The organism is Streptomyces katrae, assembly GCF_000966975.1.
Lineage (GTDB): Bacteria > Actinomycetota > Actinomycetes > Streptomycetales > Streptomycetaceae > Streptomyces > Streptomyces katrae.
The window spans coordinates 1-12,231 of sequence record NZ_JZWV01000635.1 but is presented as its reverse complement, the minus strand read 5'-3'; the positions used below and the strand labels follow the sequence as shown (position 1 = coordinate 12,231).

The 12,231-nt window shown below is 73.5% G+C and carries 14 protein-coding genes; 8 read left to right on the top strand and 6 right to left on the bottom strand.

All coding sequences use genetic code 11. The features are described 5' to 3' along the window. On the top strand, positions 1-826 hold an 826-nt coding region (locus VR44_RS22705; protein ID WP_045949420.1), incomplete at its 5' end, for a GlxA family transcriptional regulator. On the opposite strand, the gene VR44_RS22700 is transcribed toward VR44_RS22705, so the two are convergent. Both VR44_RS22700 and VR44_RS22695 read right to left on the bottom strand, forming a co-directional pair. Then, the gene (locus tag VR44_RS22700; protein ID WP_045949419.1) at positions 823-1,587 is read right to left on the bottom strand and encodes a class I SAM-dependent methyltransferase; all 765 of its coding nucleotides are present in this window, start codon (positions 1,585-1,587) and stop codon (positions 823-825) included. The genes VR44_RS22705 and VR44_RS22700 overlap by 4 nt on opposite strands. 94 nt (positions 1,588-1,681) lie before the next feature. Then, positions 1,682-2,485 (bottom strand): DUF4190 domain-containing protein, encoded by an 804-nt coding sequence (locus tag VR44_RS22695; RefSeq protein ID WP_045949423.1) that lies wholly within the window; start codon positions 2,483-2,485, stop codon positions 1,682-1,684. A gap of 264 nt (positions 2,486-2,749) precedes the next feature. Between VR44_RS22695 and VR44_RS22690 the strand changes: the two genes are divergently transcribed. Further along, positions 2,750-3,376, top strand: coding sequence for a hypothetical protein (locus VR44_RS22690; RefSeq protein WP_045949418.1), 627 nt, complete (start codon positions 2,750-2,752; stop codon positions 3,374-3,376). Here the strand turns inward: VR44_RS22690 and VR44_RS22685 are convergent. The 3 genes from VR44_RS22685 to VR44_RS22675 all read right to left on the bottom strand — a co-directional run bounded on the left by VR44_RS22685 (position 3,359) and on the right by VR44_RS22675 (position 6,168). Beyond that, positions 3,359-4,066, bottom strand: coding sequence for a polysaccharide deacetylase family protein (locus VR44_RS22685; protein WP_425424523.1), 708 nt, complete (start codon positions 4,064-4,066; stop codon positions 3,359-3,361). The two genes, VR44_RS22690 and VR44_RS22685, sit on opposite strands and share 18 nt — an antisense overlap. 93 nt (positions 4,067-4,159) lie before the next feature. Further along, the gene (locus VR44_RS22680) at positions 4,160-5,497 is read right to left on the bottom strand and encodes a sensor histidine kinase (RefSeq protein ID WP_094191843.1); all 1,338 of its coding nucleotides are present in this window, start codon (positions 5,495-5,497) and stop codon (positions 4,160-4,162) included. 5 nt (positions 5,498-5,502) lie between these two features. Continuing rightward, on the bottom strand, positions 5,503-6,168 hold the full coding sequence (locus VR44_RS22675; RefSeq protein ID WP_045949417.1) for a response regulator transcription factor: 666 nt from the start codon (positions 6,166-6,168) through the stop codon (positions 5,503-5,505). Between the two features lie 89 nt (positions 6,169-6,257). On the opposite strand from VR44_RS22675, the gene VR44_RS22670 reads away from it, so the two are divergent. Genes VR44_RS22670 through VR44_RS22655 form a run of 4 tightly spaced genes read left to right on the top strand, consistent with a single transcriptional unit; the run spans position 6,258 to position 9,878 of the window. Further along, a complete protein-coding gene (locus VR44_RS22670) occupies positions 6,258-6,773 on the top strand; it encodes a hypothetical protein (RefSeq protein ID WP_063778954.1) in 516 nt (171 codons plus the stop codon). Beyond that, on the top strand, positions 6,770-7,876 hold the full coding sequence (locus VR44_RS22665) for an efflux RND transporter periplasmic adaptor subunit (RefSeq protein WP_245692096.1): 1,107 nt from the start codon (positions 6,770-6,772) through the stop codon (positions 7,874-7,876). The genes VR44_RS22670 and VR44_RS22665 overlap by 4 nt, the downstream gene beginning before the upstream one ends. Then, entirely contained in the window at positions 7,873-8,667 is a 795-nt protein-coding gene (locus VR44_RS22660; protein ID WP_045949415.1) for an ABC transporter ATP-binding protein, read from the top strand. The genes VR44_RS22665 and VR44_RS22660 overlap by 4 nt, the downstream gene beginning before the upstream one ends. Further along, positions 8,664-9,878: an ABC transporter permease gene (locus VR44_RS22655; RefSeq protein ID WP_045949414.1), complete on the top strand. Its 1,215-nt coding sequence runs from the start codon at positions 8,664-8,666 to the stop codon at positions 9,876-9,878. The genes VR44_RS22660 and VR44_RS22655 overlap by 4 nt, the downstream gene beginning before the upstream one ends. Before the next feature lie 52 nt (positions 9,879-9,930). Here VR44_RS22655 and VR44_RS22650 read toward each other — a convergent pair whose 3' ends face one another. Next, positions 9,931-10,971, bottom strand: a complete 1,041-nt coding sequence (locus tag VR44_RS22650; protein WP_045949413.1) for a vWA domain-containing protein — start codon at positions 10,969-10,971, stop codon at positions 9,931-9,933. 137 nt (positions 10,972-11,108) lie between these two features. Between VR44_RS22650 and VR44_RS22645 the strand changes: the two genes are divergently transcribed. Next, positions 11,109-11,615: a YunG family protein gene (locus VR44_RS22645; protein ID WP_045949412.1), complete on the top strand. Its 507-nt coding sequence runs from the start codon at positions 11,109-11,111 to the stop codon at positions 11,613-11,615. A gap of 89 nt (positions 11,616-11,704) precedes the next feature. After that, positions 11,705-11,959 carry a hypothetical protein gene (locus tag VR44_RS22640; protein WP_245692094.1) on the top strand — a complete coding sequence of 85 codons (255 nt, stop codon included), beginning with the start codon at positions 11,705-11,707 and terminating at the stop codon, positions 11,957-11,959. Positions 11,960-12,231: the final 272 nt, after the last annotated feature.

The window sequence follows — 12,231 nt, the reverse complement described above, 5'->3', positions numbered from 1 at the left end:
CGTCCGCCCCCTGCGCGAGGTCGACGTCCTGGTGGTCCCCGGCTTCGAACTGCGCCCCGGCACGGACCTCGACGCGCCGCTCGCCCGGCTCGCCCCCGAGATCGCCGCGATCCGCGCCCGGGCCGCCGCCGGCACCGCCCTCGTCTCCCTGTGCGTGGGCGCGTTCCTGCTGGCCGAGGCGGGGCTGCTAGACGGACGCCGGGCCACCACCTCCTGGCTGCACGCCGGCGAACTGGCCCGGCGCCACCCGGAAGCCGACGTGCGGCCCGAGCACCTCGTCGTCACCGACCGGGGGGTGACGACGACGGCCGCCTTCAGCGCCATGTACGACTTCGCCCTGGACCTGGTCCGCAGGCACAACGGCGCCGGGGTGGCCCGGACCACCGCCCGCGTGGCGCTCGTCGACGACGCGCGGACCTCGCAGACCCCGTACGCCGACCCGCGGCTCCTCCCGCAGCCGGGCAGGGAGTTCTCCCACCGGGTGATGCGCCGGCTCGACCAGGACCTGGCCGAACGCTACGACCTCGGCGCCCTCGCGGACGCCTTCCGGGTCAGCACCCGCACCCTGCTGCGCCGCTTCGCCGAGGAGACCGGGCGGAGCCCCCTGGCCCATCTGCAGGCCTCCCGGGTCCGCCGCGCCCGCCACCTCCTGGAGACCACGGACCGCACCGTCGCGGCCGTCGCCGCGGCCGTCGGCTACCAGGACCCGGGCACCTTCGCCGCCCTGTTCGCCCGTCACACCGGCCACCGCCCGAGCGCCTACCGGGCCGCCTTCCGCCGCCCGGTACGGGGACCCGGGCCGGCGGCCGACGCGGACCTGCCCTAGGCCGTCTCCTGCGGGTGCGGCCGGACCGCCACCGCGACGAAAGCGGTGTAGGGCTCGTCCAGCATGCCGTCGGGGAAGTGGTGCAGCAGGTGTTTCCGTTCCGTCTCCAGGAACTGCGCGCGTGAGGCCTCGTCCAGCACGATGAACGCCGAGTGCGTCGCCAGCTTGGCCAGGTGGAAGCCGACGGTGACCGGCCGGGACCAGCGCAGCTCCCGGGAGCGCCAGGACAGGCCGGACGGCAGGGTGCGGTCCGAGACGTACGTGCCCTCGCCGAGCCGCGCCACGATCCGGGCCTGCTGCTCGGCCACCCACGCCACCGACGGGTCGGGGTCGTTCCACAACAGGGCGAGCGCCCCGCCGGGGCGCAGCACCCGCAGCGCCGAGGGCACGGCCCGCGCCGGGTCGGTCCAGTGCCAGGACTGGGCGTACGTCACCAGGTCCAGCGAACCGTCCGCCAGCGGCAGCCGGTTGCCGTCACCGCGGACCAGCGGCACGTCCGGCAGCTCGCGGCGGAACTGCGCGGCCATCCCGCCCCCCGGCTCCACCCCGATCACCCGGGCCCCGCGTCCGTGCAGCGCCCGGGCGGCGAGACCGGTTCCGGTCCCCACGTCCGCCACCAGGGCCCCGGCCAGCCGCAGCCCGCCGAGCTCCTCGACGGCGTCGAGCACGGCTGCCGGGTACCCCGGCCGGTACGCGGCGTACGCACGGGCGGCCCGGCCGAAGGCCAGCGCGCGTCCGCCGGCGGGGATCTCGTCGGTCATGCTCCGACTATGCCCCCGGGACCGGGTGCGGCGACAGGCCGCCTCGGGCCGTGCCCCGGAGAACGGCCGGAGCCGGGTGGGGCGTGACGGGAGGTCAGGAACCGCCGGCGCGGGCGGAGCCGGTGCTCGTGCCGTGGGCACTGCCCAGGAAGCAGGTGACCGTGCGGTCGCCGAGCAGCCAACTGCTGGCCTGCGGGTAGTAGTAGAAGACCTCCAGGTTGTTCGGCAGCTTCTCGGCCTCGCCCACGTACCCGGTCAGGGCGGATCCGCCGCACTTCTCCTCGGAGATCTGGACGATCTTGTCCGCTCCGGGGAACGCGCCATTGTCCAGCGTGAAGACCGCGTACGCCTCGCCCTCGTGGGGCTGGCCGCAGGGGACGGTCCGCACCGACAGGCCGGCCTGGGTGCCGTCGCCCTTCTGGGTCTTCGCCAGGTCGTCGTCGGTGTTGAAGCAGTCCCCCTTGCGGATGTCCTCCACCTTGCTGGACCCCGGCGTGGTGACCTGGCCGTGGGTGTCGCGCTGCGGACGGGAGGTCCCCTCGGCCGCCCTCGTCACTCCGAGGACCACCGCGAGGACGAGGGCGAGGAGGGACAGACTGTGGATGACGACGGCCGCGATGGCCAGGCCCTTGCCCTTCCCGCCCTCCTTGCGGATCTGGGAGAGGGCGACGAGGCCGAGGATCAGCGGAACCGTCGGCACCGCGCAGACGAGCGACATCACGAACGCCACGACGGCCGCCGGGTTGGTCTTCTGCGGCGGCTGGGGCTGATACCAGCCCTGCGGGCCGCCGTACGGCGCTGCGGGCCCCGGCATCGCGGGCTGCCCGGGCTGGCCGTAGGGACCCGGCTGCCCGTACGGCTGCTGCGGGTACGGCGGGGGCTGAGGGGGTATCGACATGCGCGTGGTGCTCCTGGCAGGAGGGTGAGAGGTGACCGCCGGCTGGGCGTGAGAGCCACAGGGCGGGGGCGTGCGGACGGACGCCGGGGCATCGGCCGCGCCTCAGTATCCCCTGGCCGCATCTCCCGCTCCGCCCGGGCCGGTTCCGGAGGTCCCGCCGGTCGGCGCTGCACGGACGATCCCTGACATACGTCACTTCCGGCCCGCCTGCCGGGGGCCGAGCCTGGTAGGGGCAGTGGGGGACGACGGGGCGGGGGAGTGCGCGTGACGGAGCGGGAGCGGATGACGGGCACCGTGACGGCCAGGCCCTCGGCGGCCGGGATCGTACGGGTGTGGGGGGCGTCCCTGGTCCGCCGGCCGTTGCGGCGCGGGCCTGGACGGGGGCTGCGGCACTCGGCGTCGACGCGGCAGCTGGTGCTGGTCATGGCGGTGACGGAGGCCGTGACCGCCTTCGTGTTCTCCTCGCTGCTGCCGCCCGCCGTCCGGCCGGTGCACGCCGCGTGCGAACTGTTCCTGATCCTGGCCGGGCTGGGCCTGGTGGCCGCGCTCCTGCGGCATCCGCACACGGTGGACGACGAGCACGTGGCGCTGCGCACCGGATTCCTCGGGGAACTGGTGCTGCCCCGCTCGGCGGTGCGGTCCGCGGCGCCGGTCGTCCGCACCGTGCCGGGCCGCGGGCCGCGCGTCGTGCCGGACGAACCGGGCGCCGTGGCCTGCTCGGTGGAGGCCTCAGTCAACGTCGTCCTGCGCCTGGACCCGCCCGTCCGCCTGGACCTCGGCCGCTCCGGCCGGCTGGACGTGACGACGGTCTACACCTCGGCGGACTTCCCGTCCGAGCTCGCGGCGGCGATCCGCGGACCCGTCAGGGGGCGGTCAGCGCCGGGAACGTGAACGCGTAGCCCTGGGACCGGAGCCAGGGGAGGTACTGCCGCAGGGCGGCCACGGTCTGGCTGCGGTCGCCGCCGCCGTCGTGGAACAGGACCGTGGGCAGTCCTTGGGGTCCACGCTCCAGCCCAGGGGGCGCATCCCGTTCGCCGCGGCGATGGCCCGGCTCTCGGGCGTGAAGGCGCCGCCCGGCGCCCGGTAGTAGTTCACCGCGACGCCCGGCACGGCAGCCTCGATCATGTCCTTGGCGTCCAGGATCTGCTGCCGCTGGTAGGCGACCGGCTTGTGGTCCATCGTCACGTCGTGGTCCACGGAGTGGTCGCACAGCTGGTGGCCGTCGGCGGCGATCTCGCGCACCAGCTCCGGGTACTTCTGCGCGCGCGTGCCGATCAGGCAGAAGGTGGCCTTGACGTGGTTCTGCCGCAGCACGCGCAGCACCTGCGGGGTCCAGGTCGGGTCCGGACCGTCGTCGACGGTGATGGCTATGTCGCGGCCGGTGCCCTGGGCGAGCCGGGATATGCCCTGCGGGACGGCGGCGGTCCCGTGGACCGCACCGGCGGAGGACGCCGCGGGGGAGCGGCCGGAGGAGGCGTCCGTCGCGGCGAGGGCCGGGCCGGAGGCCGCGGTCAGGAGGCCGAGGACGCCCGCCGCCACCGCGGTGCCCGTCCGCCGGAGGCGCGCGGAACTGCTGCTCATACCCATGGACGTGCTCTTCCTCCGCGTGTGCGTTCCTGTCCCCCGGTCCCCCGTCGACCTCCCCATCGACGCTAGGGAGTGCTCCCTCCCCGGTCAAGGAAGGGTGGGACGGCTCACATCGGGCGAATCGGGCGAATCTGGCAGGTTTCCGTCTCCCGGCGCCCGACGGCCCCGGCGGTTCTCCCGCTCCGGCCGTGCGGCGGCCCCGGCCGTGTCCGCCGTGTCCGCGGCCCGGAAACGGACCCGGACGGTCATGCCCCCGTCCGGACCCGGATTCGCCTCCGCCCGCAGCCGGGCGCCGTGGGCGCGGGCGATCGAGGCGACCAGCGAGAGGCCGAGCCCGGCTCCCTCGCCCGCGGTGTGGCGGCGCTCGGCCCGGCGGCGGAACGGCTCCAGCAGCCGGGGCACGTCCTGCGGATCGATCACCGGCCCGGTGTTGGCCACCGTGAGTACCCCTCCCTCCGGGCCCGGCGCCGTGGTCACCTCGATCCGGCCGCCCGGCCGGTTGTGGCGCACGGCGTTGGTCAGCAGATTGCGGATCAGATGGTCGAGCAGGGCCCGGTCGCCCTCGACCGTCAGCGGTGCCAGGCCGGTGACCACCTCCAGCCCCTCGTGCGCCGTCGCCCCCGGGCCCGCCTCGGCCAGGGCCGTCTCGGCCAGGGCCGCGAGGTCCACCGGCTCGGTGGCCTCCAGCCCCTCCTCCGACACGGCGAGCAGCAGCAGCGACTCGATCATGTGCTCGCTGGAATCCGCGACGCCGATCAGCCGCTCCCGGATCCGGGCCACCTTCTCGGGCGGTGGATTCCCGGCCAGCCCGATCTCCGCCGCCGCCCGCTGCACGGCCAGCGGCGTACGCAGCTCGTGCGCGGCGTTCGCGGCGAACCGCCGCTGCGCCCCGACCAGGCTCTCCATCCGGTCGAGCATCCCGTCGAAGGTGTCCGCCAGCCGCTTGAGCTCGCCGGGCGGGGCCTGGAGGCCGATCCGCTCGTGCAGATTGGCCCCCGACAGCCGGCGCGCCGTCTCGGTGATCACCCCCACCGGCCGCAGCACTCGGCCCGCCATCCACCAGGCCAGCCAGATCGACAGCACGGCGAAGACGGCCAGCGCGACGAGCGAGACCAGCAGGAGCTCGTGCAGGGTGGCCTGCTCGACGGCGGTGGAGAGGTTCCGGGTGACCGCGTACCCCTGGAGCTGCTCCGGGCCGGGGATCCGGTCCGCCGGGAGCGACTGGGCCGGGACCGGGGTCCTTCCCGCCTCCACCAGGGCCTTCTCGAAATCGCCGCGCGGCACGGCCGTGGTGACGGCGCCGCTGATCCGGGCGTACAGACCACCCCGCAGCAGGACGTTGACCAGGGCGATCAGGCCGCCGCCGGCCAGGACCAGCAGCGACCCGTACAGCGCCGTGAGACGGGCGCGCTCGGAACGGAGCACTGCTCTCACAGCGGATCAGCGATCCGGTAGCCGGCCCCCGGCACGGTCTCGATCAGCTGCGGCTCACCCAGCTTCGCCCGCAGCTTGCTGAGCGTGACCCGGACGGCGTTCGTCCGGTACGAGGTGTCCTGCTCCCACACCTGCTCGATCAGGTCGTCGTTGCCCAGCACCGCCCCCTCGGCCCGCAGCAGCGCCTCCAGCACCGCGAACTCCTTGCGCGACAGCGCGAGCCGCCGCCCGTCCCGGGTCGCCGTCCGCCGCGCCGTGTCCACGGCGACACCGCACCGCTCCAGCACCGGCGGCAGCGCCGGATGCGCCCGCCGTCCCAGGGCCAGTACCCGAGCCAGCAGCTCGTCGTAGGAGAACGGCTTGGTCAGGTAGTCGTCGGCACCGAGCCCCAGCCCCTCCACCCGGTCGCGCACCGTTCCCGAGGCCGTCAGCATCAGCACCCGCGTCAGCAGACGCTCCCGCACGATCTGGCGGCAGACCTCGTCCCCGTGCAGCCCGGGCAGGTCGCGGTCCAGTACGAGCACGTCGTACTCGCCCAGCCGCAGCCGCCGCAGGGCCTCCAGCCCGTCCCCGGCCTCGTCGACGGCCAGCGCGTCACGGCGCAGCCCCTCCGCGATCATCTCCCGGAGGAACTCCTCGTCCTCCACCACCAGCACTCGCATGTGCCCTCTCTACTCGAAGGCCGCATTTCCTCGTCGTAAACATGATCGGTGAAGGAAGCGAAACCGACCTCCCCGGCAGGCTCCGCCCCATGAACCGATCCTCGAGCATGACCATGACCGCGGCCGGAGTCGTCACCGGCCTGGCCCTCCTCGTCACCGCGTGCACGGGCACCGGAACCTCGGGCGGAGGGAAGGACGCCACGGGGCAGAACGCCGGGGCCTCGGGCAAGGGCGACGGCAAGTCCGGCGCAGGCCAGGACGCGGACAAGGCCCTCCAGGTACGCAAGTGCCTGCGCGAGCACGGCATCGACGCCCCGGACCCGCAGCCCGGCCAGGACCCGCGAGGCATGACCCTCGGCACCGGCAGCGAGGACCCCGAGGCCGTCAAGAAGGCCTTCGAGGCCTGCGGGATGCAGGCCCCCGGCACCGGCGAGATGCCGCAGGAGGACAAGGACAAGGCCCTGAAGTGGGCCAAGTGCATGCGCGACAACGGCGTCAACATCCCCGACCCGGACTTCAAGGGAAACGCGATGAGCGCCACCAAGATCCCCGAGGGCCAGGAGCAGGCCTTCGCGGAGGCCCAGAAGAAGTGCCAGGCCGCGTGAACCGGCGCGGCAAGTGGCTGCTGGGCTCGCTCGCCGTGGTCGTGGCCGCCACGGGCGGCGGCTACGCGGTGACCGCCCAGCCCCGGGCGGACCGGGCGGCGGACGACCGGCACGCCGACGGCCTGCCGCGGCGGACCGAACCGGTCCGCCGCGGTGACCTCAGCTCGGGCCTCACGGTCGAAGGCACCCTCGGCTACGCGCAGGAGCGCCGGCTGAACGCCCCCGGCCCCGGGGTCCTCACCTGGGTCGCGGGCGCCGGCACGGCGGTCGAGCGGGACGGCAGGCTCTACGAGCTCGGCGGCAGAGCGGTCCGCCTGTTCTACGGGGCCACGCCCATGTACCGGCAGCTCAAGACCGGGGACAAGGGCGAGGACGTCAAGCAGCTCAAGCGCAACCTCGCCGCGCTCGGGTACGGGACCGGGCTCGACGCCGACGACGCCACCTTCACGGCCGGCACCGCGACGGCCGTCAAACGCTGGCAGAAGGCCCACAAGGCGGCCGAGACCGGCGAGGTCGGCAAGGAGGACATCGCCTTCGCCTCCGGCCCGCAGCGGGTGCAGCGCGCCGACGGCCAGGCCGGGGACGAGCCCGGGCCCGGCAAGCCCGTGCTCACCCTGACCGGCACCGAGCGGATGGTCCGCTTCCAGCTGGACGCCGCCAAGGTGGGCACGGCCAGGAGCGGCGATCCGGTGACCGTGACCCTGCCCGGCGGCGGGACGGCCACCGGGAAGATCGACTCGGTGGGCAGCACCGCCAACCCGGACGGCGAGGGCAACGGCTCCGGCGGAGGCGGCGGTGGCGGCGGTGGGAACGGCAAGCCCAAGGTCCAGGTCACCGTCGCCCTCGACGACGCCGCCCGGGTCCAGGGCCCCGACCAGTCCCCGGTGTCGGTCCGGCTGCCCGGCGAGACCCGCGAGGGCGTGCTCTCCGTCCCCGTCAACGCCCTGCTCGCCCTAGCGGGCGGCGGCTTCGGCGTCCAGGTCGTCGAGAACGGTGCCGTCCGGGAGGTCCCCGTGGAACTCGGCATGTTCGGCCAGGGCCGGGTCGAGGTCAAGGGGGACGCCCTGAAGGAGGGCATGCGGGTGGGGGTGCCGAGCGCATGACCACCGCACCCCACACTCCCGATGCCCGCTGCGCCCGTCCGGTCGTGGAACTGACCGGCGTCACCAAGGAGTACCCCGGCGGCGTCAAGGCCCTGCGCGGGGTGGACCTGACCGTCCTGGACGGCGAACTCCTCGGCATCGTCGGCCCGTCCGGCTCGGGGAAGTCCACGCTCCTGCACATCGTCGGAACCCTGGACCGGCCGACCGCCGGCCGGGTCGCCATCGCCGGGCACGACGTTGCGGCCCTCTCGGACCGTGCGCTGTCCGCCCTGCGCTCCCGGCACGTCGGCTTCGTGTTCCAGTCCTTCCACCTCGTCCCGGGCATCAGCGCCCGGGCCAACGTCGCCGAGGGCCTGCTCTACTCCGGCCTCTCCCGGGCCGAGCGCGGCCGCCGCGCGGCGGCCGCGCTGGAGCGCGTCGGCCTCGGGGACCGGATGGAACACCGGCCGCACGAGCTGTCCGGCGGGCAGAAACAGCGTGTGGCGATCGCCCGGGCCGTGGCGGGAGAGCCGGACCTGCTGCTGGCCGACGAACCCACGGGCGCCCTCGACACGGCGTCCGGGCGGTCGGTGATGGAACTGCTCCGCGAACTGAACGGGGACGGGGCCACCATCGCCGTGATCACCCACGACCAGGAGATCGCCGCGAGCCTGCCCCGGTCGGTCCGGATCCGCGACGGAGAGATCGTCTCCGACGCGTGGCACCCGTACCCCCGGCCGGGGAACCCCCCGCCACCGCACCTCCCACCACGCCCGGGCCCGCACCCGGAGCGCCCCGAGGAGGCCCCGTGACTCCCCGGGCACCGGCCCCGGCCCGGCTCCGGCCGCCCCGCCTCGGCCCCCGGGACGTGCTCCACGTCGGCTCGGCGGGGCTGCGCTCCCGCCCCGTGCGGGTGTTCCTGTCGGCCCTCGGTATCGCGATCGGCATCGCGACGATGATCGCGGTGGTCGGCGTGTCCTCCTCCAGCCAGGCCAAACTGCTGGAGGAGCTCGAGAAGCTGGGCACGAACATGCTGGTCGTCACCCCCGGCCAGTCGATGTTCGCGGGCCAGGACACCAAGCTGCCCAAGGAGGCCCCCGGCATGCTCTCCCGGATCGAGGGCGTCGAGTCGGTCGGCACGACGGGCGACGTGGCCGAATCGGTCCGCCGCTCGGAGAAGATCCCCAAGGAGGAGACCGGCGGCATCGCCGTGAAGGCGGCCAAGGACGACCTGCCGGGAGTCCTGCGGGCCCGCATGCGCTCCGGTGTCTGGCTGAACGAGGCCACCTCCCGCTACCCCGCCGTGGTGCTGGGGCACGTCACGGCGGAGCGGCTGGGCATCGGCGGACCCGGCGGCCAGGTCTTCATCGGCGGCCGGTACTTCACCGTGATCGGCGTCCTGGACCCGGTTCCGCTCGCGCCCGAGATCGAACGCTCGGCGCTGATCGGCTGGCAGGCGGCCGAGGACCTGCTCGGCTTCGACGGCCACCCGACGGCGGTCTACGAACGCTCCGCTGACGACCGCGTCGCGCAGGTACGGGCCCTGATCGCGCGGACGGCCAACCCGCAGAGCCCGACCACGGTCTCGGTGACCGATCCCTCCGCGGCCCTCCAGGCCAAGGCCGCCACCGAGGGAGCGTTCAGCACGCTCCTCCTCGGACTGGGCGGGATCGCCCTGCTCGTGGGCGGGGTCGGCGTGGCCAACACGATGATCATCTCGGTGCTGGAACGCCGCCACGAGATCGGTCTGCGCCGGTCACTGGGCGCGACCAGGGGCCAGATCCGCGTCCAGTTCGTGACGGAGTCCCTGCTGCTCTCCGGGCTCGGCGGGCTCGCGGGCATCGCCCTGGGGGCCGCGGCCACCTGGGTGTACGCCCGCACCGGGGACCTTCCCTGGGTGGTCCCCCTGTGGGCGGTCACCGGCGGCTTCGCGGCCACCCTGACCATCGGCACCCTGGCCGGCCTCTACCCGGCCGTCCGAGCGGCCCGGCTCTCCCCGACCCTGGCCCTCCAGGCGGCGTAGCGGGTGTTGCCGTGGAGGTCCCGCCGGTCACCCCGGCGGGACCTCCACGCCGTCAGACCATCAGCAGCAGTCGGGTGTTCGCAACCAGCTTCCGGTTCACACTGGTGCTCTGCACGAAGATCGTGAACTCGTCGTTCTGGTCGGGCTTGAGGCGGACCTCCGCGTCCGGCAGGCCGAGCAGGGCGCGGGCCTCCGGACCGGTGTACACCCGGTCCGTCTTCTTCTCCACCACGGCTATTTGCTTGCGCGCCTGGACCTTTTCCGACTTGCTCAGCTGGTAATAGGCGCCGCCGGTGCGGTACACGTGCCCGCATTCGACCACCCATTCCCGGATCCCCGCCACACGGTCCACCGCGATGAGCTCGTACCGCGCCTGGTCCACGGGAGTGAGGCCGGCCGCCTTGATGGTTTCCTTGTTGACCGCGTCGGCGCCCGTGGAGAACACCGCCCGGGATCCCCGGATTCCCTTGGTGCGGCCCACCATGAATTTCTCGGTGGCCTCCTGGATGACCTGCCCGGCCTCCTCCAGACCGCGCGTGCTCGTCGCGTCCCAGATGGCGATGTTGTCCTTCGGGAAACCGCACTGCATGGCCTCCCGCTTGCCCATCTGGTCGGGTACGAGCACGGCCAGGGTCCAGTTGTCCTGCTGCGTCTCGATCATCGTCGCCAGGGCGTCCACCAGCGTCCGCGGGTCCCGGGAAGGGGCGTCCGGGCAGCGGTGACTGGCGTTCTCCTGCCCGTCCGTGAGCACGAAGGTCAGGAAGCTGTGGTCGCCGTACAGCTGGGCCGTCTGCGCCAGCTCCCGCTGCGACTTCAGCGTCGCCGCCAGCAGGGCGGTCATTCCGCCGACCCGGTACAGCTGCTTCAGGGACGGCATGCGCAGCACGTCCTTGTCGTAGATGACGCATTCCACCGTGTTGGCGAACACGTACACCGTCACCCGCGTTTCCTGGTCGAGTTCCTGGGAACGGCGGGCCAGATAGGCGATCTGCTGGTCGGCGACTTCGACGACCTTGCTGCTGAGATGTGACATCGACGAACTGGCGTCCAGCACAAGGGCGACGTGATTGATGTAGTTCTGGTTTCCGGACATGGCCGCTCCCCCTTTTTCGAACCGATGCCCAGATCCTCGCACCCCCCACTGACAATCGCCCCGGAACCGCCTCCGGCCCCGCCCCGCCCGACGCCGGCGCGGGCCGCTTGTCAGTGCCCACGGGCAGGATCACGCGCATGACGACACCGACACCGACACCCACACCGACGCCCGCACCCGCCTCCCTGCTCCTCACCGACATCGAGCGGGCCGTGCGCGGCAGTTGGAGCGCCGAGACCTGTACGCCCGAGTACCGCTCCCGCTGGACCCCGGACAACCCCGCCCGGGACCAGTGCGGAGTGACCGCGATGGTCCTCAACGACCTGCTGGGCGGGGAGGTGGTCAGGGGCGAGGTCCACGTCGACGGCGTCCGCGTGGACTACCACTGGTGGAACCGCCTGGGCGCGGGCGTCGACGTCGACCTGACCCGCGAGCAGTTCGGCCCGGAGGAGATCGTCACCGGGGGCGTGGTGATCCCCCGTCCCCCGGTCGCCGAGTGGCGCAGGCTCCGTGAGGAGTACGAGCTCCTGCGCGAGCGGGTCCTGGCCGTGCTCGACCGCCGACGGGCGGCGGCCGCCGGGGAAACGTCCCGTCAGGAGGCCGCTGAACACGGCAGAAACGATACCTCTGTGGCATCTGAGTGAACGGCCGTTCCCGCCGGGGGTCCGGGGCGGTTGGACCGGCCGACGCGCATACCGACCGCGCGTCGTTTCCACGGATCCCTAGGGGAGTCATGCGTATTCGTTCCGCCGTCACCGCTTCCGTCCTGGCCGCCGGCATCCTCCTGGGCGGGGCCGGCGCCGCCCTGGCCAACGAAGGTGTCGACATCGACTACTTCTCCGGCGGTCACAAGGCCTACTCGTCGAACTGCTCCTCGTTCGCCGCGGTGCCGCACAACCTCCCGTCCTTCGCCGGCCCGGTCTACAGCTCGAACTGCGCCAAGGAGGGCGAGAAGGAGTGGCTCAAGGGCAGCCACCTGGGCGCCTGACCTCTGGGACGACCCCGCGCCGCGGGGGCGGGCCGACAGCGACGTCGGTCCGCCCCCGCGGCGTTTCCGTGCCCGGCCGCGCATTGTCATGATTGCGCAACAAGGGTCAGTTGAATGTGTTCAAAACCCTGGGGTGCGGGCCTACTCTGTCCCCTCCGTACCAGGGGAGGGACTCCATGGCCGAGAACGCGGGCGACAGGGCCGAGCAGGCGAGACAGCCCGTACAGCCGAACCCGTGGGGGCCCGCCCAGGCCCCGCCCGCGCCACCCGCC